Genomic DNA, 26,031 nt, shown 5'->3' on the forward strand with positions numbered 1-26,031 from the left:
AAACCGAGTTGAGGCGGTTTGGCCCCCGAGCAGAGCCCCGGCAGAGTGGGGAGGGAAATGGGAGGCATCATGAACTGTCATCGTTGTAACGGCCTGATGTATCGGATGGAATTGCGGGACAGCAAGGGATTCGAACGACTCAAGGCTCTGGTGTGCGTGATCTGCGGTGAAATCGTGGATCCGGTGATTGCCGTCAATCGTCAAAGAGACCTGTCCCTGAAGGTGCGTCTGCCGAAACGCGCGGCCCGCCTCGGAAAATATTGGAAAAAACTCGGACGATTGCCAATCAGCCCCGGCGGAGTCGAACACGAGATTCGGCCCTGAAAACAGCTGCAGTTGGTCTTATGTCCAGACGGATCCAGGGGAAAAGCTTCGGGTTGAGGGCGGGACGGGAGAATCTTCTCCGGTGGCCAGAGGCCTCTCGCCATAAAAATCGACAAATCATTTCGCTCGACAGTCTCTCCAAAGCCCGCTCGTGACGAAAGACATGGTGGCTCAATGCATTAGGAACGCTTGACCGCTTCCGCATGTTTTCGTGGGAATCCCTTCATTCAATCGCGGTGGGGGGCATCGCCGCGCATGTCACTGAGTTGGCCGCCGCGCTCCAGCGGCAAGGACATGACGTTCACATTTTTGCAAGGCTCGGCTATGGCGGGAACAGCGTCCACCGGATTGACGGCGTCTGGTACCATTTTGAATGGGCCCGATGGATGGGGCGGAACGGCCGGGCAGCCGCGGAGACCACCTTCACCTGGGACAAGATTGCCGATCTGACGCTGAGCTGTTACCAGTCGTAGACGTTGCGCTTCCGGCATCCGGCCTCCGGCTTTTGTGCTAAACGGGATGGAAGCGCATGGCCCGAAGCCCCGTGCGGCGCCACTTTCAATCCAAAATCCCCAATCCAAAATCCAAAATTGTATTATCCTGGAGTTATCGGGAACTGAGTAGACGGGCCGGTGAGGGCCGGGTATTAACAGCAACAGGTACCGGGCGAGTGCACTGAAAGCGCATGGAAAGCGTCCAACTGCGAAGCATGACCCGCAAACAACTCGTCGCTCTGGCAAAGAGAGCCCGCATCCCCAGGTACAGCCGCATGGCAAAAATTCAGCTCATCGCGGCGCTGGCCTCTGCCCGGACGTCGGAAGTAACCGAACTTCCCGCGAATTATGGGCGGACGCGCCTGACTCTGATGGAGATCGAGCCCTATTGGGTTTATGCGTATTGGGAAGTGACGCCGGCGCATCGCCGCGCTGTTTTTCATCGCCGGGGAACGGATGAGGCTTCCGGCCAATGGATCCTGCGTTTTTTCGACATTACCGGCGTCGAATCCCGGCCGGAGGGTGGGCATGACCCGTTTGATGTGCTTGTCAACTTGAAGGCCGGCAGTTGGTACGTCAACCTCTGGTCCGGCGGTAAATCCTATATTGCCGACCTCGGCCTGCGCACCGCCCGAGGCCGCTTCGTTCCCCTCTGCCGCTCCAACCCGATTCGCGTTCCCTCTGCCGGCCCTTCGCCTGAGAGCAAGCCCCGCTGGTTGAAGGTTGAGGGCATTTTCGAACAGGTTGAGGAAGTGTCGGAACCAGCGCCCATTGATGTTCCAGCGCAATCGCAGGTTGAGGGTAGGCGGGATCCTCCTCCGGAAGCGCCGGTGGCGTCTGCGCCGCCTGCTGCCGCGGGTGCCACAGAGATGCCCGGCGTTGGCCCCGCATGCCCCCCTCGATCCTGTCTGATCCCGGCGCCGCAGGAACCTCTTTCAGCAGGCAGCAGCTTCGGACTCGGGATCAACCGCTCGGAGCAACGACAGCAGCCCTCTCTGCCGGCCAGGACACCCCAACGACGAGATCCCGTGAAATCATAAGTTGCCCGGCGGTTGTTATCAACTGTTCCGCTTCCACACTGGGATGATTGAACAGGAAGCAGAGGGGCGCGTACAATTCTTCAGTTTGTCTGTTCGGGATGGAGAGGTCCATGAGTCTTGGGTATCTTGCCCTCGTCCTGCATGCCCATCTACCGTTCGTGCGCCATCCCGAGCATGAGGACTTTCTCGAAGAGGACTGGCTTTACGAAGCGATTACCGAGACCTATATCCCGCTGCTCTGGGTGCTCGAAACCCTCGTGGAAGACAGCATCGAATACCGGCTCACGCTATCGCTGACTCCGTCGCTGGTATCGATGCTCAACGATGACCTCTTGCGCTGCCGCTACGCGCGGCACCTGGACTTGTTGTGTGAATTGGCCGAGCGGGAAGTGAAGCGCACGAGGCACCTGCCTGACTTTCACGACACGGCCCTGATGTATTGCGCCAGATTCCGCAAGGCGCGCGACTGCTATTCCAGGCGCTGGAGGATGGATCTCGTCGGCGTTTTTCGGCGTCTGCAGGACCTGGGCAGGCTCGAGATCATCACCTCGGCAGCGACGCACGGATATTTGCCCCTCCTGCGCGTAAATCCAATGACGGTGCGGGCACAAATCCTGATTGCGTCGCAACATTACCGGGAGACGTTTGGGCGCCGGCCCCCGGGCATCTGGCTGCCCGAGTGTGGATTCTATCCGGGCCTGGACCAGATTCTGAGAGAGGCCGGACTCCGCTACTTCTTCGTTGATGCTCATGCCATTCACAACGCCGAGGGGCGCCCAAATTGGGGCGTGTACGCGCCGGTATACTGCTCGAGCGGCACCGCTGCCTTCGGGCGCGACCAGGAGTCCGCAAAGCAGGTGTGGAGCTCGATCGAGGGGTACCCGGGGGATTACGACTACCGCGAGTTTTATCGGGATATCGGCTATGATCTGGAGTTGAGCTACGTGGCACCCTACATCCACAAGGACGGCATTCGGGTCAACACCGGCATCAAATATTACCGCGTGACCGGACCCACCGACAACAAAGAGCCCTACGTTCCTCGAAAGGCGCAGGAGAAAGCGGCCCTCCACGCGGAGGACTTCCTTTTCAAGCGGCGCCGGCAGGTGGAATTTCTGCACGGCCGGATGGGACGCAAACCGATCGTGGTGGCGCCATATGACGCCGAGTTGTTCGGACACTGGTGGTTTGAGGGGCCCGACTGGCTCAACGTCCTTTTCCGCAAGATCGCAGAAGACCGGGAATCCGTCCGGTTGACCCAGCCTTCCGAGTACCTGGCCGAGTACCCCATGAATCAGGTAGCCACGCCGAATGCGTCGAGCTGGGGTTATCAGGGCTTCAGCAACGTCTGGCTCAACGGTTCGAATGACTGGATCTACCCGCACCTGCATGCGGCGGCGGACCGAATGGAGGAAGTGGCCGAGGCGCATCCGGCAGCGGAGGCCACCATGCGGCGCGCCCTCAATCAGGCCGCACGCGAACTGCTTCTGGCGCAGTCAAGCGATTGGGCCTTCATCATGACCCGCAACACCGTTGTCCCCTACGCTGTGCACCGCACCAAGGAGCACTTGCTCAAGTTTCATCGGCTTTACGAGATGATCAAGCTCGGCACCCCCGCGATAGAGGAAGGCTGGCTGGCCGAGCTCGAGTCTCGCGACAATATCTTCCCGAAACTGGATTATGCGGTGTATCGTCGCGACTACCCCGCACCTTCAGGCAAGATTTGACAAACAAGATTCTGGAGTATCTACCGTGTCTTTCAATCCAATCCCCGAAATCATCGATGGTCTGCCCGACATTGCCGGATGGGAAGATCAAGTCAGCGACGGTGAGAACGGGGGGGTGATGATGAATGAGTTTCCCGCTAACTACCAACGCGTCTGGTACGAAATCGGCCTGGAGGGCGTGGTCGGCCTCAATGGGACCGAATACCTTGAACTGCTCACGGCAGAGGGATTCTCTGAAGGGGATTTTGAGCCTGTTAAGCCGATTCACCAGCATGCCATCTGGAAGCGTGTGGGCGCCCATCCCACCCCGGAGAGCGTGGAAAGGGCGATCGCGGAAACCAGGGTGAGCGATCACCGGTTTCTCATGGAAGGTGGGTCCTGGACGAACAATCAGTATGCAATCCAGAGTGGCGCAATAGCCGCGACGGGAATGATGAACGGTGGAGCGATTGTCGAGGCGGATTGAGCAGATTCCGGAAAGCAGGCTTTCTCCGAGGCCGCTAGGGAAAATCCCCCTAACATTTAGGGTTTTGCCTAGTTTTCAACAGACTGGCATTCGGAATATCCTGGCATTTGCAAAAAGCATTCTGCAACAAGTCCCACCTGACAATCTGCCTGCAACATCCTCTTCAAGACCTGGGGACACCGAGTTGAGGCGGGAGGTCCCCAGGAAAGAGGGTGTGCGCATCGGTGCCGAAACCGGCAGTCGGGTCTACCTGATACTTGAGATCGCGATACACAACGGCCGGTTTATTGACTCTGACATCTCGGTTTGAAGTTCTAACCCGCGCTCAGCGGCAACGCAAAGCGTCGCCCGCTGGAGCGCACAGTTAGACATCAAGCTTGCACCTTGCGAAGGCTTCACGGGAGAAACCTTTCAGGGTGGCGCAACTTCTCCGGGAGATAGTTGTCGATGACATAGTTCAAACCATGCTTAGCCAGAGCCTGCTGCTCGGCACGCACCCCCATGCGCAGGAGCTGCTCCAGCGCCGTGACCCAAGTCTTGTGATGCCGGATGAACGGATCATTTTTGAGCGCATCACGGGCGCGTTTGATGTCGACATCCTTGAGCGGGTGGGTCGGCAGCTTGTAGTCGATGATGTCCTGCGGCGTGATCCCGAGAAATGCGGCCTGGGGAACGCAAAAGAACTCGTTCAGGTGGGCGGCATTTCCCGATCCCACTTTGAGTGTCCGATAGATATTTGTGATCCCATAAGGGTCGCCATCGACAAAGACGTACACCGGGATTTTCTGAAAATCCGCGAGCCTGCGGATGAATCGCCGGCACGCCCGGGTTGGGACTCCGCCCATGCTGATCAAAATGCAGTTCGCCCTCTTCCAGTAGTTGTGCTTGACCAGGCGTTGAAACATCCCCGCCGTTTCTATGACCAGGATGAAGCGGGCGTTGGTCTCGAACTGGAGATGCTCGACGGTGATCGGAATGCTGTAGGCGCCGGTGCCGAATTTGGTGCAGTCGATGCGCAGAACTCTGCCCGTGTCACGGTCACGGTCGAGAACGACCAGGCGGCCCGCGACGTCACCCCCCTTTTCTTCCGGGATGAAACCCAGCTGTTCACGGTTGACCGAAAAGTAGGCCTCCACATCATCCATCACGGTGTCGGACTCCGGCTGCTCGCTGAAGCGCGCGTCCTCCCAGTTCTTGGAAACGTAATACGCCTCCCGCTTGGTCGCGATGTCGTCGTTCTCCACCAGATCTTTCGAGAGCGCGATCATGCGCAGCGTCTGGGCGAAGGTCTTGACGGTATTGACGGTCAGGGTACGCTCCTTCTTCTGACCTGCGATCTCGAAAAATCCCCTGTCAGGGTGGTACTTGACATTGCTCAATGACCGCACGGGAAACTTCATGGTCGGCTTCTTGCGAGCCAGTATTTTTTTTTCGATATCCAGCGCCGAACTCTTGATGGCGCCTAACACCTGCTTGTTCGCGGCACTGGGCGACTTGGATGCCGGCGTCGTTTTTTTGGGCATGAATCCACTCCTTTACAGACTTCAGACCTCCGAAATCCGACCTCCGCGTGAGTCATATCTCTCCGGGTCGAAGGCCGGAGGTCCGAATCATTTCGTCGTCCGGCTGCGCTCCAGGACTTCGCGCAGCGTCGTCACCAGTTCGGCCTCCACTTTTTCCGGCAGTCCCAGGATCTCGCGCAGCGCAATGCCGATGTGCGGGATATAACGCTCGATGTAGGATTTTTTCTTTTCCTCTTCCACCTCGCGCCGGTGCGCCCGGATGTGCACGCCCAGTCTGCGCCCGCAATCCTGGAGCGCCAGCCGGAGTTCCTTCGTGATTTCGGGATAGCCGGCGATGGCTTCTTTGCTCTCCGAGGTGAAGGGCACCCAGACGGAAGCGATGTGGACGAAGAGCACCATCGGACCCGCCGGCAGCGCGCCTTTCGCCATCGACAAGCCGTAGTTTCGCCAGTCGATGCTCAGCACCGCCTTGGTGACAGCGCAGGCCGACTGCTGGTACTGAAGCGGCACGCGGTTGGCAAAGCGCAACAAGTCGATAAGATCGTCCGCGGGCAACTCGCCGCCGTAGGCCATTCCCACTTCGATCTGGAAGGGATTGCCGCGATAGACGGACGGGGTGCGGGTGATTGCCGTGAAAAACGATGCCGCGATTTCTTTCTGCATCCCCGACAGTATCTGCTCCTCACCTATCGGAGACAGGCAGCTGGTCGGCGGGCTCATTATTTTGACGCCGTTGATGGCCTTGTACAGGCGCTCGGCCTCGGTGACGGCGATCGAATGCGGGTTGGCGGTCGGGCGGAGCTGCGCTGCCTGGCAGATCTCCAGAGCCACCCGGGAACTCACACGGGAGAAATCGTGCTGGAGCGCTCCTGCAAGATTGCGCGCGCGCGTCTCCTTGAGCATCTTGATCAGCGCGCCCAGCTCCACGCCGTAGGGATGGGGCCTGATTTCCCTGGGCTCGGGCGGGAGTGTTTCGGAAGCCCGCGGAAAGTGCTGGACCGCATCGCCGCCGGGAAATGAGTAGAAGATCTCGCAGTGGGGGTTGGCTATGGCAGTCTGGCGGATATAGTCATCCACCGAATGCCGGCCCTTCTTGTAGGTCCCGACGAGCTCAATCTCGACTCTTGTGCCGTGCGGCGGTTCCCATTCCCTCACCGAGTCGATGATGATCTGGGGAGCATTCTTGCGCGTGTCGATCTGGATTTCGTAATAGTGTGCGGGCTTGCCCGGCCCCGTGCGCGAGATCACAACCACCGATTTGCCCGTGGTGAGCAGGCCGTACATTCCGGCTGCCGAGATTCCGATCCCCTGCTGGCCCCGGGCCTGCTTCAGGGTGTGAAACTTCGAGCCGTAGAGCAGCTTGCCGAAAATCCTGGGGATCTGAGCCTTGACGATCCCCGGGCCGTTGTCTTCAACTGCGATGCGAAAGCGATCTTCCGCCAGCTGCAGGATTTCAATCTTCAGGGTTGGGAGAATGCCGGCTTCTTCGCAGGCGTCAAGTGAATTGTCGACAGCCTCCTTGATGGCAGTCAGGAGCGCTTTCTGAGGATTGTCGAATCCCAGCAGGTGGCGGTTCTTGGTGAAGAACTCCGATACCGAGATCTCGCGCTGGCGTGCAGCCATGCTCTCGGCTGTCTCGCGGCGCCCGGAGCTGCGCTCTCGAGATACCGTCGCTGCAAGCGCCTCGGGAGCAGGTGTCGCTCCTGTATCGGCAGCTTCCACAGCGGGCGAAGCGGCAGCCAGGGCAACGACCTTCTCCGGCAGGGAATCGGGGCCCGCTTCACGAATATCAACGAGGCTGAGCTGAAGCGGACCTGCCCCGACGCGCGATCGCCGGCCGGGTTTCAGTTGTCGGGAAGCAGCGGACTTGGATCGGGCCTTGCTGCGAATGCTCCTATCCCTCCTTTCGCGGCGGACCAGGAAACGCTAGATCATAGTGAATCCCCGCCTTCAATGCAACCAAGGCGCGTGCCACGCCGAAATGACGGCCAAAACCGCGAACCTGCCCGAAAGCTGTGAAGCTGGCTCCTGACTCCTTCTCGATTCCTCCTGCGCGTCTCGTCTATCCCTTGGCGCGTTTCTCCGCCTCGTTGAGCCAGCCGCGGCGCAAATGCTCCTCCGGGATGCTCGAGGTGTAGGGTTTGATGTCTAGAACCGGGGTCCTGTCCAGCATATCGACGCCACGGACGCAAAGGAGACTTCCTTCCCGGCGCAGCAACTCCACCGCCGTCAGTCCGATCGGGTTCGGTCGCCGCGGCGAACGCGTGGAGAAGACGCCGTGAGGCCTGTCATCGGATGGTGGGGTAAAGACCAGGTCGTATCCTTCAGACCGGTGAAACGCCCAGACCAGAATGAGGTGGGAGAAGCCTTCGATGTCTTCCAGACCCGCTTCGAACTCGGGAAGCAGCTCGACCACTCCTTCTGCCGTGTGCCTGGCCCCCAAACCCCTCGGAATTTGTGAGGCGTCCTGATATGGACTGCGTATGTACCCAATTACCCGCATCCTGAACTCTTCCATAAGCGCTCTCCTAAAAACCGAACCCGCGCGATGGCCGGAATGCCGGCACGCACGGCCGGTTCTTGTGTGTTTCGTACTGCTTACCTACAGATCCTGGCCACTTAGGCAAGAAAAGCAAAAGATCAACGCAGAGGGCGCAGAGGGCGCGGAGAAAAGTCATGCAGAAGCGAAAATCCTCTGCGGCCTCTGCCCTCTGCATTGAGGCTTAAGGTTGCGGATATTCCGCGCCGTGTATCCCGTGGTCTACTTTCAGATCAAAATAATTTCCTCAGGATAAGCAGTGAGGTTCTCAAAACCGGATTCGGTCAGCAGATAAGTGTTTTCAATGCCCACGCCGCCGCGCTCCGGGAAGAAGATCTTGGGCTCGATGGCGATCGTCATCCCTGGTTCCAGTGGGATATCGAAGCCGCCGGCCAGAACGGGCAGCTCATCGAGTTCCAAGCCGACTCCGTGCCCGATAAAACGAACCTGACCGTCCCCGAGTCCCATGAATCCCGGTGCATAAGGGCTCTCTCTTGCGCGTTCGAGAGTGCGCCGATAAAGTTCGGAGCACAGGATTCCCGGCTTGAGCCATGACTCGATCTCCCTGTTCAAATCGAGCACGAAACGGTGGGCATCGGCCATCTCTTGCGGCGGCTTTCCCAGCGCGAAAGTCCTTGTCTTATCAGCCAGATAACCTCCATATCCGCCCACGATGTCCACCACCAGGGTTTCCCCCGCCGCCAGCCTGTGATCGCTGCCGCCGCCCGGTGCGGCCGGGTAAAGACCGACAGATCCAACCGGACCGGGGAAAGGCGTCGGATAAGCGGCGCTGGCACCGCTCGACACCGTCCCATAGCCGATCTGGTTATTAAATCCTCGCATGCGCACAATGCCCTGATGCCCCAGGCTGCGAAGGAAGCCCTCCAGCTGTGCCATGACTTCCAGTTCCGTCACACCGGGCTGCATCCACTGCGGCAGTCGATCGAAAGCGGTGCGGAGCATCTGTGCGGCGTGCCGCATCTGGTCCAGCTCGTAGCCTGACTTGATCATCCTGATGCGGCGGATGGTCTCCGATGCATCGATAAACTCCGAGTGGGGAAATAATTCCCGCAATCGGAGGTAATAGTTGGTAGGCAGGACATCGGCTTCGATGCCGATCCGGCGTAGTCCTCCTATTCCTTCGCTCGCCAGCCACTCGGGGAGTTTCTTGAATCCTGGGAAAGGGAGAAGTCGCTCCCAAGGCGATTCAATACGGGCACGGCTTATGCTCTTCTGAACCAGGTAGAGCGGCTCGCCCGAAGCCGGCGCGCAAAGCAATCCGGACTGGAGAGTGCCGGCAAAATAGAACAGATCTACGTTCTGGAATACGAAGACCGCATCCAGGGAAACATCCAGCATTCTACGCTGCAGCCTGACCAACCGATCCGCAACCTCTGATTTGGGCACTAATTCCATGCAACAATCCTAACCGCAGGCGAGGCAATCATGCAAATGGGAATCGCCACGGAACTGAAGGACTCGATGACTCCAGGTCTCAAACCTTCCATGGCTGTCATAAACAATGTATTAACATAGCCTTATGGTCTCTGGGTTGTGGCAGCCGGTCTTGACGCCCCCGACAGTCGTATGATCATGATATTGAAAAGAAGGGCCGGATAGGTTAGGTTTCGACCGGCAGGCCGGTCGATGGCACAATCCTGTCAACCATCTGATGCTAGAGCACGTAGGAAATACTGTACCGGGGTTCGGACCGGAATCTCTCGGAGTTCTGGACGCAATGGTGAGCCCACAATCCGACGAAGATCTGGTCGCGAAAACGCTCAGCGGGGAGGAAGCAGCCTTCTCCCAACTCTACGACCGTTATCGTCAGAGGATTCACTCCACCGTGTATAGAATCATTCTGGACGCGGCAGAGGCTCAGGATGCGACCCAGGAGGTATTCATAAAGCTATACAGATCGCTCTCCGACTGGAACCCGCGCAGGGCCAGATTCTCCACGTGGCTCTATCGCATGGCGGCCAATCATGCCATTGACTGCTGGCGCAGCCGGCGCCGCCGTAAGGAATCTCAGCCGGCCGAGGCATCCGATCGGGAGGCGTTGCCGGAGCATCCGATCGGCGATGCTATACTCACCCCACTGGGCGCGCTGGAAAAGAAAGAGAGCGTCGCGCAAATCCGCCGTTGCGTCGATGATTTGCCGGAACTCCAAAAGAAAGTCTTCCTGCTCCGCTATTTTCAGGATCTGAAGCTCGAAGAGATTGCCGAGATGGAAGATTGCAGCCTTGGTACTGTAAAGACATCTCTGTTCCGCGCCACCCATTCGGTGCGGCGCGCGGTTCGGAAAGCCGGAGGTTCCGGATGAAACGGCCCGGAGCACGTCACTATACCGAAGAAGAATTGCTCATGCATTTCCTGCAGGAAGAAACTCCTGAAGCCGGGAAGGAAATCGCCGGCCACCTGCCCGAATGCGATGAATGCGGCGCTGTCTTCAAGGAGTACGCCTATCTGGTAGGACGAATTCAGGCCTGGTCGGTCCCGGAGATCCCGCAAGAGGCATGGCAGGCCCAAAAGGCGATTTTGCTGGCACATTACCGCGAAGATCTGGGCCATGGCAAAAGCAGGGGAATCATCTCATCTCTCCAAAAGAGCTTCATGACTGCCTGGAATTACGCGCTGGAAAATCCGCTGCCGACTCTGGGCTACATTGCGGTAGCGGTGGCGTTCGCCATGGAACGGACCATCACCACATTTCGCCTGGATCGGATTCTCCCAGGAGCAAGTGACGTTTTCGAAATTCTGAAGCAGGTTTTCTAGGAGCGAAGGGAGCCATGGGCCATGACGGGAAATTGAGCTTCGGAGAGTTTCTCAGTGATATCCGCCTGGTTGTTACCTCGCCAGCCCGCCGCATGGCAGTGATCAAGGAGCGTGGCGCCAGCTGGGGCTCTGTGGCTCTCCTCCTCGTTCCTACCTACTTCGCGTTTAACTTCGTGGGCGGCATCTACTTCGCCCGGGATCCGTTCCCGGGCTACTCCTTTATCCCACCACTTTTCGCGGCAGTCGCGACTGTATTTCTGAAGTTGTATCTGATTCATGTTTCCGCCCGCATGTTCCAAGGGAGGCGACAGGCTGGAGTCACCCCGGGAGCCTTCTCCGACCTGACGGTGGTTTTTGGTTACACCGGCGTTCCGGCTATCCTGGCGATCTTGCTTGGATCCGCGGTTTTTCTGATGATTCCGCAGGAGATCGGTTACCTCATGCGGGATCTCAGAGTTGTGGGCGTGAGTATCATGGTGGGACTCCTCATCGCCTTGTTCATTTGGAATCTGATTCTCGTCGTCCTCGCCCTGCGCACGATTTACCCGATGCGCGACATCAAGATTGTTGCTGCTTTCATCCTGGGATCCGTGCTGATGTTCGTGCCGGCGATCGGCTTCTACCGGATCGTGGCGCAGCCTTATTTGGACTTGGTTTATGTGAAACCGATCCTTTCCAGCCGGATGCTTCGCTTCTTTGCCTCAGATCCGACTTCGAACATCTCCTCGAAAAGCAAGTTCTCGATTCATGTCGATCGATTGGCTTATCGCCTGAGAGCGCCCGAGCGTTTTGAGCTCGTAGCGTTCCTGTATGAACCGAAGCAGCCTCAGGACAACCAGCGTGGAGGCGAGCTCGTCGTCGGGTCCCATTCCGGTTTGATGTGGGACACACGCAACTACGCCCTGGGCCGCATCGTCGGCCTTCCGGGGGATACTGTGGAGTTGGCCAGAGGCACGCTTTATGTAAACGGGCAGGCTTGGGATGAACGGTACCTCACGCCGGAGTACCGCGGCGACGCCTCCCTGCCTCCGAAATCTCTGGGGGAGTCGGAGTACCTCATCCTGCCCGAGAACAGGCGCCTGATCGATGAAATGAAAGACGAGCTTGTGGTCGGTCGGGACCGGATCGGCGGCCGGGAGATCCTCAACAGATGGCCGCTGGGATGGTGGACCTTCCAGCCCACAGTTTTCCTCCGGGCCCAGCCGGCCGCGCAGACCAAGACTCCCTGAGGGAGTCAGAAGCCGGGGATCAGAAGTCAGCGGGGGAGGGCGGCCGTCAAACGAATACCTGCGCTGCATCCATTTTATTCTGACTGCTGACTCGTGCCTTCTTCTCGCTTACAATAGTCCTCTCGCGGCTGCCGACACGAATGACAGACTTGGGGGAGAGCTTTGTGAGACGAGTTGCTTATCTGTCCCTGATCGTCACCCTGGTCTTCCAGCTCTCCGGTGACGCATACCAAAAGAAGAATCTGCCGAGAAAGCTTCCGGGTGGATCGGCTGAGTCGGGTTTTCTGTTGCCCAACGGCTGGTCCCTCACGCCGGCAGGGGAACAGATAGACGTGGGAGATCTGCCTCTGGCGTTGCTCCTGCACCCGGACGGGAAACATCTGCTCGTTGCCAACAATGGCTACAGTACCCAATCCGTGGACGTGATCAACCTCGACTCGAAAAAGATCGTCAGCCGGGCACGGGTTGAGATGGCCTGGCTCGGCCTGGCGGTGAGCCGCGATGGCACTACGGTTTATGCCGGCGGCGGCATGAGCAACACGATCCTGCGTTTTTCGTTCACGAGTGGGCGGATCGCCTCAATCCCTGCGATCACTGTCGGCGGTCGGAAGGCCGACGTCTATCCCGGGGGACTCTGCGTCGCGGGCAGCCGGCTCTATGTCGCCAACAATCTGAGCAACGATGTCGCGGCCGTTGATCTGCAGACCGGGACGGTGTTGTGGAGAGCGGAGGTCGGCAATCATCCTTACACCTGCACCGTTGCTCCTGACGGCAGGACAGTTTACGTGAGCGTGTGGGGCGCTGCACAGGTCGCAGTCGTTGACACGGCATCCATGCGGGTCACGGCCCGCATCCCCACCGATGATCATCCCAATGCCCTGGCCTTCTCGGCCGACAGCCGGCGGCTGTTTGTCGCCAATGCCAACAGCAACACCATATCAGCGATCGACCTCGAAACCCACAAGGTTCAGGAACGAATTTCGGTGGCCCTCTATCCGGATAGCCCGGCGGGCAGCACGACCAACGCACTGGCGGTCAGCCCCGATGGAACCCGGCTGTACGCAGCCAATGCCGACAACAATGACGTGGCCGTGATCAACATCGCCAGCCGCGGCGAGAGCCGGGTGCTCGGCTTCATTCCGGCCGGGTGGTATCCCACGGCGCTGGCTGTAAGCCCAGACGGCAAAACACTGTATGTGGCTAACGGGAAGGGGAGCCGATCCTTCCCCAATCCCAAAGGGCCGCAGCCGACGCAAGAGAGGACCGCCGACACGCAATATATCGGGCAACTGATGATGGGTTCGGTTTCGGTCGTCCCGATACCGGATGGAGCAAGCCTGCGACGTTATACGGCGCAGGTCTATAAGAACACGCCATACTCGGAAAAGAAACGCCTGTCGGTGCCGGCGCAGGGCGCGAGCGCAGTTCCGGCGCGCGTCGGCGCCACGTCTCCGATCCGGCATGTCATTTACATCATCAAGGAGAACCGCACTTATGATCAGGTGTTTGGCGACATCGCCGAGGGGAACGGGGACAGCAGCCTGACTCTCTTCGGTGAAGAGGTGACGCCCAACCACCACGCCCTGGCCCGGGAGTTCGTGCTGTTGGATAACTTCTACGCCGATGCCGAGGTCAGCGCCGACGGGCACAACTGGTCAATGGGCGCCTATGCGACCGACTATGTAGAAAAAACCTGGCCGTCCCAGTACTCCAGCCGGCGCAGAACCTATGACTACGAAGGAGGCACGCCTATCGCAGCCCCAAGTGCCGGCTATATCTGGGATGCCTGCAAGCGTGGCGGGATCTCATATCGCAGCTATGGCGAATGGGTGGTGAACGGTGCCGGGCCCAGGGGTATCTCAGTCGCCCGTCCCGGGGCACTCGAAGGGCACATCGATCCCCAATATCGCGGCTTTGACCTGGCGTACAGCGATCTCGATCGCGCCCAACGGTTCCTGGACGAACTCAAGCGCTTTGAATCCGAAGGAGCGATGCCGCGCTTTCAAGTCGTGCGCCTCGGAAACGATCATACCCAGGGAACACGGGCGGGTTCACTCACTCCGCGCGCTTTTGTGGCGCAGAACGACCGCGCACTGGGCCGGCTGGTCGAGGGGGTGTCGCACTCCAGGTTCTGGTCTTCCACCGCCATCCTTGTGATCGAGGACGATGCTCAGAACGGGCCGGATCACGTCGATTCGCACCGCACCGTTGCATTCGCGATCAGCCCATATGTCAAACGCAAAACGGTCGACAGCACCATGTATTCCAGCACCAGCATGCTGCGAACGATCGAGCTCATCCTCGGCCTTCCGCCCATGAGCCAGTATGATGCGGCGGCAACCCCCATGTTCACCTCGTTCGGGACCGAGGCGGATCCGACACCCTATAATGCGCGTGCAGCCAGGGTTTCGTTGACGGAAACAAACCCGCCCGACGCCCCCGGGGCGAAGCGCTCCATGGAGATGAATTTCAAAGACGCCGACTCCGCACCCGACATCGAATTCAACGAAATCATCTGGAAGTCGATCAAGGGGAAGGATTCGACGATGCCCGCGCCCGTGCGCTCCGTCTTCTGCCGCTCCCGGCGCTGATGGTGTCATGCCTGCCAGATTCCGTTTTCGACTGACGGGAAATCTTTCCCTCGGCAGCGGGGCAATGATGGATCTGGAATGACGTGCGCCGGCATAAACCCATGAAAGATTTTTCGTGAATTATGCGCAATCCATGGCAGAGTTTAAGAGTGACATCATGGAGGAACTGCGAATGCCGGGAACATACAAGCTCAGCGAAGTGGTTGGGACGTCGCCGGTCAGTTTTGCCGAAGCGGTCAAAGCAGGGGTTGCTGAGGCGGCGAAGACGGTGCGGCACATGGATTGGTTCGAGGTCGTGGAAATGCGCGGTCACATCAAAGACGGCAAGGTGGACGAGTTCCAGGTCACCCTCAAGGTGGGATTCAAGCTCGAGCGCTGACGATTAGTCCTGCCGTGCTGGAAAAACAGGAAACCGACTGAGGGGAAAGGGGGCATCCCGCTTTCCCGCTACTCGCCGGATTGCCGGCCGGGCTTGCATGGAAAGACGGAACGTCCTCTTTAGTTTCGCGGCCGCCGGTTAAGTCCTTGCCGTGGCCGGGAGTGCGTTCATCCTCTCGACCCGCGCGGAGTGCAGCATCCTGGTCGCAGTATAGACGACCACCCCCACCACGAGCCAAATCACGTACTCGAGCGGAAGCGTCTTCACAAGAAACGCCGCAAGCAGGACGCCGGGAATGCCGCCCAGGGTCAGCCCAAGGGCGGCGCGCAGGCTGTAGCGGTTATTGCGGATGAACTGAACACTGCCCACCGGCATTAGAAAGGCGCAACTCCCCATCATGATGGGGTACGCAGCCAGCGGCTGCATGCCGAGCATATAGACCAGCGCCATGCATGGGGCATACAGGCCGATTCCTATGGTCATCAGCGCCCCCAGCATGAAGTTGCCGAAGGCCCCCAACCAGAGCAGGTATCCGTCCAGCCCCAGGCTTGTGCCGCTGCCCAGCGCGTCAATGAGTTTCGCCTGCCTCAAGGCCATTATTCCCGCCACTGCCAGGAGAGCAAGGCCCATCGAGATCTGGATGTTGCGCCGCGGCCAACGCGCGACGATGCCGGCGCCGATCCATGAACCCAGCACGGCGGCTACTATCATGATAAGCAGGGTGGAGACGCTGACCTGTACGATCGTCATGTAGATGAAGGCTTCCGTGATGGTGGGCAGCGCGTGACCGACATTCAGCGTGCCGGGCACCTGCTCGTCCGGCACCAGGCGCCCGAGCTTGAACATGGATGTTGTGGTAGCAAAGGATCCGATGCCCAGCGTATCGAGGAAATTCGCGACGAATCCGATCAGAATCTGGAGGGGATTCGGCACGGGCCTCTCCGGAGCCGAGCCGGCCTGGCGCTCCTGTTTGCGACGGCTGCGGGCAATCAGCAGCCAGGCGATCACGTACAGGCCGGAAATGATCGAAAGTGCCACCAGGAGATATTTTATGAACATAGTCTTGGCCGCTCCCCGCAGGTCAACGATATCCTGTTCGATGAGTGATCCTTAGCGTGGTCGAGGCCTGATTTATAGGACATTCTCCGGTTCGGGACAAGAGGAAAAGCCGGAATCCCGGCCGAGCCGAGTCTCAGGTCCCGAAGCCCTCGTTTACCGGATTCACCGGCAGTCTATGGTAGGTGCGCGTGAAGAATGAAATCTTCCAGGTGTCCGGAGTTCGGTTGACTTGCCCGAGGGATTCGGCATATAGACACTGGCGATGGAACGTCTCAGAGCGAAGATCTTCACAATCTGGTGCTGGACCGGCTGTGGCCTGAGTACGGCATTCTGGGCGACAGTTTCGATTTTAGGCAGTCTGGTGTCCGGCAGCGGCCGGCTCCAGCATTTCTGCATGCAGCGCTGGTCGCGAGATAACCTCTGGCTGAGCCGAGCCCGGGTCGAGATCGAAGGCCTCGATCACCTCGATAGCGCACGCCCCCAGCTGCTCGTCGCCAACCACAGCGGGCTGCATGACATCCTCTCCCTCGCGGCGCATCTTCCGATCCAGTTTCGCTGGGTGGCAAAAAGATCTCTCTTCCGGGTTCCGTTCATGGGCTGGCACATGCGCCGGTCAGGCTGCATCCCCATCGACCGTGATAATCCGCGCGAAGCCGCCAGGAGCATCCTTGCAGCCGCGAAGGTCATTCAAGGCGGAGTCAACGCGATTGCCTTTCCTGAGGGGACTAGAAGCCGCAACGGCTACCTCGGCGGGTTTCACAGCGGCGCATTCGCCCTGGCGTTGCGAGCCGGCGTGCCTCTGGTTCCGGTTGCGTTGGAAGGAAGCCACCGGGTGATCATGCCGAAAACCCTGCAAGTCAACCCGGGCGTGATCATCCGCATCAAGATCGACCGTCCCATCGATGTAACGCACTATGACAGGGGCGGCAAACACCGCCTCATGGATGAGGTCTGCCAGATCATGAGCCGGAACCTGGACGAGTTGCGCGGGCGCAGGCGCCGGGACGAAGAGCGCGAGGATCGCGTGTTCCGCTGGATCCATGGTGCCGACGGCCGCCCCAATCGATAAGACAACAGCTTAACGCAAGGATACGGGGCAACCTCTGCCTCGTCATCCCCGCACTCGCTGCGCTCTCTACTCCCCTGTGCATCCTCTGCGTTAATCTTTTGCCTTTCAATTTACCCGACTCGAATGACAGCGAGGGGCCTGTCGCGGGTGAATCTCACGATCACATGAGGTATCATGTTGGTTCAAATCGTGCTTCCTATAGAATCGGATCGGCTGATGCGGGGCGGAGAATGGAAAAGGTGTCCGATCATGGGCCGCGAAGGTTAAGTGCTTTTCCGACCGGTGCTTTTGTTGTTGTCGTCGCCGCAGTATGTGTCGGCCTCGCGGTCAGCGCGGGCTGGGACTTCGTTCGGCTGTCCCGCCTTCGGGTGCAGTATCTGCACAACGGTGCTGCTGAAATCGCGGCTGCTCTCGATGGCCAGATGCGGGGGCCGGAGCGGGCCAATCCGAGTTCCTGGCAGAGGCTGTTCGCCGAGATTGCCAGGGCCGATGGCTCATCGGTAGCTTTTCTCGCCCTCCTCGATGAGGCGGGACAGGTGCTTGCGAGCGAAGGAGACCGCTTCGCACCTATCTTCTCCAGTTCGCCCGGCTTTGTGCGCTCGCTGGGGACCGAAGTCTACATCTTTGAAGCGGCGCTACCTATTCCGCGCGGGGGGGCGGGGCGGGGCCGGGGCATGGGCATGGGGCCGGGAATGGGGCCGGGAATGGCGCATCGTGCGGCACCGGCACGGCTCCGCATTGGGATGTACTCCTCCTCCGTCGGTTTTATCCGGTGGCAGGCGGTGACCCATCTTGCGATCAACTGTGTCGCCATTGTGACCCTGCTTGCGCTCGCCCGCTACTTTCTGCGCACCCTCAACCGGTTCCTGCTGCTGAAAGCGCGCGAGGGGTCCGAACGGCACCTGACGGCGCTGGGCGCGATGGCGGCGACGCTGGCTCATGAGATTCGCAATCCGCTCGGAGCGATGAAGGGACTGACACAACTCGCACAGGAGGACTTGCCCAGCGACCACAAAACTCAATCGCTCATGAAAACGGTCGTCCGCGAAGCGGAGCGGCTGGAGCAGTTGGTCACCGATCTTCTCACTTTCGCCCGGCCTCGGGACCCCCAGATCAGCCGCTTCGACTTCGCGCATCTCTTGTCAGACCTCACGGTGGCGCTGCAATCGAAACTTGAAGCGGCCGGGGTCACGCTCGACATTGCCGCCGGAACCGATGCCATGATTCTCGAGTCGGATGAGAGCGGCCTCAGGCAGATTCTGCTCAACATTTTGCTCAACGCGATGGAAACGACGCCTGCCGGCGGGCACATCACTGTGCGAACGAGGCGGGACGCACAGGAGTTGATTGCCGAGATCGATGACTCGGGCCCTGGCCTTGGCGATCGGGAGCCGGAGGAATTGTTCCAGCCCTTTGCCACTACCAAGACCAAAGGGACCGGGCTTGGGCTTCCGATCTCACGGCAGATTGCGGTGCGCCTGGGCGGAACTCTGGACCTGGCGAACCGGCCTGAAGGCGGAGCCAGATGCACTCTCCGGCTGCCGTTGCGGGCATCCGTGTGAGAGGATGCCATACAGGGATCAATACCAAATCCAAGAGGCCACAGCACCGCCTGGCAGGCGCAGCCAGAGTGGGCCGGAAGACAAATGAAGAACTCGATCCTGGTGGTGGATGACGAACCCGCACAACGACAGCTGCTGACGGCTTCGCTGCAAAAGGAGTACCTGGTGGTGGCGGCTGGCAACGGCAAAGAGGCGACGCAGCTGCTCTCTGCGCGCAGTTTCGACCTGGTCGTCACCGATGAACGCATGCCGGACATGAGCGGCCTCGAGCTGGTAAGGTGGCTGCGCGAGCGCATGCCGGAGGTCCCTGTCATCGTGCTCACGGCCTATGGCTCGATTGCGACTGCCGTCGAGGCCATGAAACTGGGGGCACAGGAGTACCTGACCAAGCCGCTCGAGAGCCCGGACGAACTGAGGCTGGTGGTCGCCCGCACTCTGCGCCAGCGGATGTTGAGGGATCAGAGCCTCCTGCTCCGTGCCGAAACCGAGGCTCAATATCCACCCGATATCGTTGCCGATAGTGAGGCCATGAAACGCGTGCTCACTCTGGCGGCGCAGGTAGCGCAACAGTCGACGACCGTGCTGCTCACGGGGGAATCCGGAACCGGGAAGGAGGTGGTCGCGCGCTTCATTCACCGGCGCAGCCCGCGCAGCGAGGAGCCGTTCGTCGCAGTGAACTGTGCCGCACTAGCCGAGACTCTGCTGGAGTCGGAACTCTTCGGGCATGAAAAGGGAGCATTCACCGGGGCGGTTCAGGTGCGGAGAGGCCGGTTCGAACTTGCCCATGGCGGGACGCTCTTCCTGGACGAAGTCGCTGAAATGAGCGTCAATTTGCAGGCCAAGCTCCTGCGCGTGCTGCAGGAACAGCAATTTGAGCGCTTGGGCGGCACACGGACCATAATGGTCGACGTGAGAGTCATCGCAGCTACCAATAAAGATCTCGCCCGCGCACTGGAGGAAAAGTCGTTCCGCGAAGACCTCTATTACCGGCTCAATGTATTCCCCATCCCCATCCTGCCGCTGCGGGACAGACGGGCAGACATCCTGCCTTTGGCGGATTTCCTGGCGCGGAAAATCTCGGCGCGCATGGGCCACCGCTTTCAAGCCTTGAGCTCTGAAGCACGGAGGATATTGTATCGCTACGATTGGCCGGGCAATGTGCGCGAACTCCAGAACGCTCTGGAACGATCCCTGATTGTGGCAAAAGGCGATACCATCCTCCCGGAGGACCTGTCGCTTCAATTCGAGCGGAAAATCAGTGGAGCACGCCCCATGACCCTCGCCGAGATTGAAAAAGTCGAGATTCTCGAAGCGCTGGCCCGCAACCAGGGCGACCGTCGCAGCAGCGCGCGCGAGCTGGGCGTAAGCCTCCGCACCCTGCAATACCGCCTGAAGGAATATGGCCTGGCCGGCAAGGAGTGAGGAATTTGACAGAATCAGTGCAGCCTGACGGCTGCGGCCACAAGGATGCGTTCTGAGCTCGGAGCACGGCTGCGGGGGCCGCCCGGATTCCCTTCTTACCTGCCGGGTGAATTGCTGCGGCCTCCGGCTCGCGCTGCCGTTGCCTTGGCCAGGTTTGCGCCGGCCTCGACGTAGTCCGGCTTGAGTCTCAGGGCCTCTTTGAACTCCGTCACGGCCTCATCAAGCCGGCCCGTAGCGGCGAGAGCAATGCCCAGAGTATTGTGGATTGCAGCGATGCCCGGTCTGGTTTTGAGTGCTTCCCGGTAATGCGCTATTGCCTCATCGAGCCGACCCATCGAGTGCAACGCGTTGCCCAGGTCATAATGAGCGGCGGCGAAGTCGGGCTTCAGCCGGAGAGCTTCCTCGAAATAGCTCATTGCCTCCGTAGTACGTCGCATCTGCAGCAAAGCCAGGCCGAAATTGTCGTAAGCCTCGGCTGATTTGGGATTAACCCGAAGACTCTCCTCATATTGCTTCAATGCTTCCTCGGGCCGGCCCTGAATTTGCAGAGCAGTTCCCAACGCATTGTAGGCTTCTGCATAGGTTGGATCGCGCCGTATTGCCTCCCGATATTGCGCCATGGCTTCATCAACACGGCCCAGCGCCTGCAGGGCTTTACCCAGGTTAAAGTGCGCCTCTGAAAAATCCGGACGGAGTCGCAAGGCCTCGTTGTGTTGCGTTACAGCATCCTGGAGGAGTCCTGCTGCCTGCAATGCGATGCCCAGGTTCGTATGGGCCTCGGGGTAGTCCGGCTTAAATGATAAGGCCTGCCTATATTGACTCATAGCTTCTTCCAAGTGGCCCATCCTGAACATGGTATTGGCCAGGGTGTTGTGGGCTTGGGGATATTTGGGATCAATCCTCAGCGCTTCATGGATGTGTGTCAGCGCCTCCTCGAGAGATCCCGATTCCTGCAAGGCCTCCGCCAGAAGAAGATGAGATTCGGGGAAATCAGACTTGAGCCTCAAGCCTTCCTTGTATTGAACTATCGCCTCGTTCAGACGGCCCACAGCGCGCAAAGCCACGCCCAGGTTGGTGTGTGCTTCCGGGATGTTTGGATTCAGCCTGAGAGCCTCGTTATATTGAGCGATCGCTTCCGCATAGTGTCCCATTGTCCTTAAAGCCGTACCCAGGTTCATGCGCGCCCCTGCGTAGTCGGGTTTCAATTTCAGGGCTTCCTGAAAATGCGCCAGTCCCTCCTGCACCTCAGCCCTGGAGCCGCCCAGCTTCAAGGAACCCAGATTGTTGTGGGCCAGCCAGCACGAAGGGTTGCGTGCGATCGTGGTGCGATACAGTGTCTCGGCATCGACGTACTGCCTGCATTGATTCCAGGTCAGGAAGGCCAGCACTCCTCCCAGAATTAATGCCGACGCCGTCGGCATCGTCCGGATTTTCCACCGCTTGATGAGGTTCGTCGCGGCGGCGGAGAAGAGGGCGATCGGTGCTATGCTCGCCAGGTATTGAAAGTGATCCGCGACAAACGAAAAAACAAACGGATACACGTTGAAGAAGCCAAGCGCAGGGAAAAGTGTTCCGCAAAAAATGAGCATCGTCGCAAGTGGCGTCCGGGTACGCTTCCGGATCAGCCAAAGTCCGGTAAAAAGAGCCAGCACCCCGAGCGGATAGAGATACTGCCACCACACACTCTGGCTGACCTGCCACCGCGGGTATATGAAGACCAGATTCGCAGGCCAGCACAGCTTGGCGATATAAAACCAGATTGCACGCCCGGCGATCAGACACCTCTCGATAAGAGTGAAATCGAAGCTTGCGCCCTGAGCGCCGATCTGTGTGCGCTCGACCCAGACGGTGAACAGGCCTCCACAGGCACCGACCGCGAAAAATGGGAGGAGCGGAATGATGTCACGACGCCAGCTCAACATCCCGCGGTGCCACCAGAGGATCACCAGCAATACCGCCGGCAGTGTGGCGGTCACGGATTTGCTCAGCAATGCCGGAATGAAAAGAGCCAGAGCCAGCAGATAGAACCGCCTCTGCCGCCTGGAGTCGAAGTGGGAATACGCCAGCGCGGCACCCAGATAAAAAGCGCCCGAGAGCGTGTTTTTCAGCTCCGCGATCCAGGCAACGGACTCCACACATACGGGATGCAAGGCAAAGATCATGGCCGCCAGGCAGGCCCCTGGAATTGCCAACCGGCGTAATATCAGGGCTACCAGAAACGCCGACAGCGCATGGAGGAAAATATTGACCAGATGGTACCAAAGGGTGTGGTCACCGCAGAGTTGGTACAGAACCCAAAAAGCTGAATGAACTGCGGGATAGTACTGCTGAGTTGCGCCCGGGTCGAACCAGATGCGCCATAATCCCTGCGCCGAACGCAATCCGGGAAGAGTGATATGAGCGTTGTCATCCCAGAGCAAGCCTCCGTACCATGCAGGATGGTAGGCCAGAAGCGTCGCGAGGAGCAATGCCGGCAGCAAGAGCCACAAGGCCCAGTCACGGATTGGGCGGGCGGGTTGCCGCTCCGGCGATTTACGCTTCTTGATCGGGAGGCCAACGGACTGTGAGGTTTTGCGCTTTCTGGAACTCATCAGCGGATGCTCTTATATGACACCTTGTCCGGCATTGCAAGGGACAAGCGGCCATTCTGTGAATCAGTCCAGGAAGGCTTCGGGGAGAAATCGCGCCGGGACCAAGCAAAGCAAATACCCGCAAAGGATACTCCCCAGGAAGGATCCCAGCAGGCTCTTATTCGCGATTTTTTACTGTCTTTTGCGTTTAAGGCACAGCCGCGGCGGGGCGGACTGCAGAACTTCGAAGTTCGCCCAACTCACCATCAGCTTGTCCAGCTCCAATCCGCTCTGCACCGGCCGCCGCCGGCGGCCCTCGAAGCCTCGTGCTCCTCGACATGCACATGGCGTCGGGAGAACTCGACATAACCTTTCGGTTCGATCCCGGCAAATTCGGCGTTTCGCTCGCTCGCCTCAGGATGTGGGACGAGGCGGCGTGTAGGTGATCTGATAATTGGTGCCGCTGTACACCACCATGCTGTAATGGCCGTTGGTATCCGTTCTTGTGCTCGCCGTGAAACTGAGATTCGGCGCCCCCGCGATCGACTGCGAAATTGCGAAAACCGCTGTGTTGGCGACACCATTGCCCGATGCATCTGTGACCTGACCTGAAATGGTCACCGTCGCCGGAAGGGCGGGAACACTCAGATTGAGAGTGGCATTGCCGCTCAGGTTTGTGGAATTGGGGGGCACCGGAAAACTAATCGAACTCCCGCCATTGCTCGATCCCAGTGTGAAACCAATTGCAGCGTTGATGCTATAGCTGCGGTTTTGCGCCAGCACCGCCTGATACTGGCCTGAAGTGTCCACGCCCATGCTACTCGTCGCGGGAAATCCCAGGAGCCCCGCCTGCGTGGGCAGAGGCGCAGATGTGTCCATGGCAGAGAGTGAAGTGAATAGAACGCTTGGAAGACCGCCGGTGTTGATTGTTCCTGAAAGCGTCGCCATGTTGGGTATCATAAATGTGCCGCTGGCGGGTCCGTTTCCCATCACCAGAGAACCAAGGTTATAGATCGCCATCTGTTCCGTCTGGAGCGCGGAAAACTGAAGGCCCGATCTGGAGAGGGAAGCCACATAATTGCCCGTCGGCAGCATTCCCTGGAAATTGCCATTCGCATCCGGCGCGAACAATCCCTGCACCGTGTCATCACTGGAGGTGAATACGACAACTGTAGAGATGCTGGGAGGCAGGGTGCTCAAACCCAGGAGGCTGCCCGACACGTTAAAAAGCGTCACCGCAGGCAGAGTGATGTTTCTGACTGTGTCGCCGGATACCTGCACGGGATTGGGGTCCGCATAGGTCATCTGTACAAAGACGCCCGGCGGGAGACCGGCAGGCTGGAAGCTCACTGTGAGATTGTACAACCCGGACGGGACCACGATCAGGTACTGGGTATTTTGCTGGACAAGGGAGCTTGAAAAAAAGGTGTTACCGCCGGCGCTGGCTACCACAAAGACGGCGGTGCCGGTCCCGCTGATCGTGCCCGAGAGCTTAAATCCCGCGGGAAGCGTTTCGTTCATGATCAGGTTGGCGGTAGCCGAAATTGCGGTCTCCGTCTTCGAAAGCAGCACCGGAGTTGCCGCTTGTCCTGTGGCCGCACCGGCTGCGGTTGGCAGAGTAGTGTAAGTAAGCAAAGACGCGCTCGGCGAATCCTGTCGCAACGTCATAGCGGCAACAGCGCTGCTGGCGGTAATTGCCAACGATCCCCTGAAATTGGCGGTGCCGGGGAACAGCTGATCGACAAACAGCGACAAATGATTGTTGGAACCCAACGGCGGCTCCGTTTTCGTACCCCTGATCGTTCCGTTGGCATCCAGCAACTTGAGCGTCAGTGTCGCGGACGCGCTTCCCGGATTGAAAAATGCCACCCCGGTGTCTGAGGTGCCGGTGATGTCGACGGGAAGTGTCATCGAAGTCAGTGAGGGTGAATCACCTACACCTGCCTCGGTTTCGAATTGTCCCTGCGAGTCAAATACCGTGAAGATCGCGGATGCCCCCAAGGGTACATCGGAGGTAATGGTTGCCGCCCCTGCGGTTCCCGCGCCCAGCCCATCCGTCTGGAGAAACACAGAGGCGCCTGGAGCCAGCGTAAAGCTGAAATTGCTGCCTGTGCCGGTTCCGGGACCGCTGCCTGGAATGTTCACGGTGAACGGCGAGCCGTTGTCCTGCGTCAGGGCGAGGGATACGTGAGCTGGAGCCGAGGAGATGCTGAAGATCAGGAAAGAGGTCTTGAAGCTGATGCTGCCGAAGGATCCATTCGCCACCTGCGCAAGGTCGAGTGCGAGCTTGCCCGAAGAATGTGTTACCACCGGCAACGAGGTATAGGTGAGTTTGGAGGAAGTCTGATATTGCCTCAGAACAAGCGCAGCGATGGGCGAACTGCTCTGGACACGCAGGGTGCCGCGGAAGTTGGTCATCGTGGGGAAAAACTGTCCCGCTGCCGCCACGAATCCTGCCGTGTGGGCGCCGTTGCCCAATGACAGGGGCGCAGTGCCGGCCTGGCTGCCGTCGGGATTGATCAAAGTCAGTGTGATCGACGCATTTCCGGCGGGGCTGTAGAGCGCGAACCCGGTGAGAAAGGATCCTGTGGAGTCCACAGGCAGCACGAAATCAGTCAGGAGAGCCGAGCTGCCCACGCCCGCTTCGGTCATAAAGTTTCCATTGGCGTCATTGACCGTAAAGACCGCAGAGACTCCAATGGGGGTCGTTGCCGTTACGGTTGCGGCGCCCACGGCTCCGCTTCCCCGCCCATCGGTCTGGAGAAAATCCGTGGCCCCGGGACCCAGGGTGATGCTGAACTGACTGCCGGTTCCAAGTCCCGTCATCGTCACAGACAAGGGATTGCCGTTGTTATCCGTCAGCGTCAGAATTGCCGTCACAGTGGCGTTTGTGTCGTTGAAGCAGATGAATGTGGTTGCAAAGCTGACGTTGCCGAAATTCCCGTTGACAACTTGCGCGAGGTAGGCTTGAAATTGCCCGTAGGCGCTCTGTCCCATAAAGAACGCCACGAAGGCGATTGCTGGCAGGATTCTGGACTTCATGGTGTACCTCCGGTTCTAGGGGTCTGGATACAGCAAACATGGCGGTCCTACCCAAACGAAGACCCTTTCTTGCCGGGGTACAGGTTCAGTCTCTATTGTGCCTGCTACCCGAGCCTCTATTAAGAATACCGCCCGGGGGTTCTTAGGGAAGAGTTCTCTGCATGTGGCATCTATTATCTTGTGTGCTCGGGTGCGATAGGAATCGCTGATTGCCCAAATG

Annotated in this window: 20 protein-coding genes; 13 read left to right on the plus strand and 7 right to left on the minus strand. The window is 59.1% G+C overall.

Annotated features, from left to right (window positions below):
- The first annotated feature begins 69 nt into the window (after nt 1-69).
- From LAP85_07035 to LAP85_07055, 5 genes are all read left to right on the plus strand, one after another.
- Nucleotides 70-324, plus strand: a complete 255-nt coding sequence (locus LAP85_07035; GenBank protein ID MBZ5496142.1) for a hypothetical protein — start codon at nt 70-72, stop codon at nt 322-324.
- 203 nt (nt 325-527) lie between these two features.
- Entirely contained in the window at nt 528-797 is a 270-nt protein-coding gene (locus LAP85_07040; protein ID MBZ5496143.1) for a glycosyltransferase, read from the plus strand.
- A gap of 212 nt (nt 798-1,009) precedes the next feature.
- Nucleotides 1,010-1,858, plus strand: coding sequence for a DUF4912 domain-containing protein (locus LAP85_07045; protein MBZ5496144.1), 849 nt, complete (start codon nt 1,010-1,012; stop codon nt 1,856-1,858).
- 110 nt (nt 1,859-1,968) lie between these two features.
- Nucleotides 1,969-3,585, plus strand: a complete 1,617-nt coding sequence (locus tag LAP85_07050) for a DUF1957 domain-containing protein (protein ID MBZ5496145.1) — start codon at nt 1,969-1,971, stop codon at nt 3,583-3,585.
- Between the two features lie 25 nt (nt 3,586-3,610).
- On the plus strand, nt 3,611-4,051 hold the full coding sequence (locus tag LAP85_07055; GenBank protein MBZ5496146.1) for a hypothetical protein: 441 nt from the start codon (nt 3,611-3,613) through the stop codon (nt 4,049-4,051).
- A gap of 395 nt (nt 4,052-4,446) precedes the next feature.
- Here the strand turns inward: LAP85_07055 and LAP85_07060 are convergent, their stop codons facing one another.
- From LAP85_07060 to LAP85_07075, 4 genes are all read right to left on the minus strand, one after another.
- Complete coding sequence (locus tag LAP85_07060; GenBank protein MBZ5496147.1) at nt 4,447-5,574, minus strand: DNA topoisomerase IV subunit A; 1,128 nt, start codon at nt 5,572-5,574, stop codon at nt 4,447-4,449.
- A gap of 87 nt (nt 5,575-5,661) precedes the next feature.
- A complete protein-coding gene (locus LAP85_07065) occupies nt 5,662-7,197 on the minus strand; it encodes a DNA topoisomerase VI subunit B (protein ID MBZ5496148.1) in 1,536 nt (511 codons plus the stop codon).
- Between the two features lie 439 nt (nt 7,198-7,636).
- Nucleotides 7,637-8,077 carry a tRNA (N6-threonylcarbamoyladenosine(37)-N6)-methyltransferase TrmO gene (gene tsaA / locus LAP85_07070; GenBank protein ID MBZ5496149.1) on the minus strand — a complete coding sequence of 147 codons (441 nt, stop codon included), beginning with the start codon at nt 8,075-8,077 and terminating at the stop codon, nt 7,637-7,639.
- A 264-nt stretch (nt 8,078-8,341) separates the two neighbouring features.
- Nucleotides 8,342-9,529 (minus strand): Xaa-Pro peptidase family protein, encoded by a 1,188-nt coding sequence (locus tag LAP85_07075; GenBank protein ID MBZ5496150.1) that lies wholly within the window; start codon nt 9,527-9,529, stop codon nt 8,342-8,344.
- 322 nt (nt 9,530-9,851) lie between these two features.
- Here LAP85_07075 and LAP85_07080 point away from each other — a divergent pair, with 322 nt between their 5' ends.
- The 5 genes from LAP85_07080 (at nt 9,852) to LAP85_07100 (ending at nt 15,087) form a co-directional block, all read left to right on the plus strand.
- Nucleotides 9,852-10,436, plus strand: coding sequence for an RNA polymerase sigma factor (locus LAP85_07080; GenBank protein MBZ5496151.1), 585 nt, complete (start codon nt 9,852-9,854; stop codon nt 10,434-10,436).
- Nucleotides 10,433-10,888, plus strand: a complete 456-nt coding sequence (locus tag LAP85_07085; protein ID MBZ5496152.1) for a hypothetical protein — start codon at nt 10,433-10,435, stop codon at nt 10,886-10,888. The genes LAP85_07080 and LAP85_07085 overlap by 4 nt, the downstream gene beginning before the upstream one ends.
- Nucleotides 10,889-10,902: 14 nt before the next feature.
- Complete coding sequence (locus tag LAP85_07090; GenBank protein MBZ5496153.1) at nt 10,903-12,117, plus strand: S26 family signal peptidase; 1,215 nt, start codon at nt 10,903-10,905, stop codon at nt 12,115-12,117.
- Between the two features lie 164 nt (nt 12,118-12,281).
- Complete coding sequence (locus LAP85_07095; GenBank protein MBZ5496154.1) at nt 12,282-14,708, plus strand: bifunctional YncE family protein/alkaline phosphatase family protein; 2,427 nt, start codon at nt 12,282-12,284, stop codon at nt 14,706-14,708.
- 172 nt (nt 14,709-14,880) lie between these two features.
- The gene (locus tag LAP85_07100; protein ID MBZ5496155.1) at nt 14,881-15,087 is read left to right on the plus strand and encodes a dodecin family protein; all 207 of its coding nucleotides are present in this window, start codon (nt 14,881-14,883) and stop codon (nt 15,085-15,087) included.
- Nucleotides 15,088-15,225: 138 nt separating this feature from the next.
- On the opposite strand, the gene LAP85_07105 is transcribed toward LAP85_07100, so the two are convergent.
- On the minus strand, nt 15,226-16,146 hold the full coding sequence (locus LAP85_07105; protein MBZ5496156.1) for a sulfite exporter TauE/SafE family protein: 921 nt from the start codon (nt 16,144-16,146) through the stop codon (nt 15,226-15,228).
- Between the two features lie 262 nt (nt 16,147-16,408).
- Here LAP85_07105 and LAP85_07110 point away from each other — a divergent pair, with 262 nt between their 5' ends.
- The 3 genes from LAP85_07110 to LAP85_07120 all read left to right on the plus strand — a co-directional run bounded on the left by LAP85_07110 (nt 16,409) and on the right by LAP85_07120 (nt 20,199).
- Nucleotides 16,409-17,215 carry a 1-acyl-sn-glycerol-3-phosphate acyltransferase gene (locus LAP85_07110; GenBank protein ID MBZ5496157.1) on the plus strand — a complete coding sequence of 269 codons (807 nt, stop codon included), beginning with the start codon at nt 16,409-16,411 and terminating at the stop codon, nt 17,213-17,215.
- Nucleotides 17,216-17,445: 230 nt separating this feature from the next.
- Nucleotides 17,446-18,777, plus strand: coding sequence for a hypothetical protein (locus tag LAP85_07115; protein ID MBZ5496158.1), 1,332 nt, complete (start codon nt 17,446-17,448; stop codon nt 18,775-18,777).
- A gap of 84 nt (nt 18,778-18,861) precedes the next feature.
- Entirely contained in the window at nt 18,862-20,199 is a 1,338-nt protein-coding gene (locus LAP85_07120) for a sigma-54 dependent transcriptional regulator (GenBank protein MBZ5496159.1), read from the plus strand.
- 95 nt (nt 20,200-20,294) lie between these two features.
- Here LAP85_07120 and LAP85_07125 read toward each other — a convergent pair whose 3' ends face one another.
- Together LAP85_07125 and LAP85_07130 are read right to left on the minus strand one after the other, a co-directional pair.
- On the minus strand, nt 20,295-22,790 hold the full coding sequence (locus tag LAP85_07125) for a tetratricopeptide repeat protein (protein MBZ5496160.1): 2,496 nt from the start codon (nt 22,788-22,790) through the stop codon (nt 20,295-20,297).
- Nucleotides 22,791-23,183: 393 nt separating this feature from the next.
- Nucleotides 23,184-25,811: a carboxypeptidase-like regulatory domain-containing protein gene (locus tag LAP85_07130; protein MBZ5496161.1), complete on the minus strand. Its 2,628-nt coding sequence runs from the start codon at nt 25,809-25,811 to the stop codon at nt 23,184-23,186.
- Nucleotides 25,812-26,031 lie beyond the last annotated feature (220 nt).

The sequence above is a fragment of the Terriglobia bacterium genome, assembly GCA_020072565.1.
Lineage (GTDB): Bacteria > Acidobacteriota > UBA6911 > UBA6911 > UBA6911 > JAFNAG01.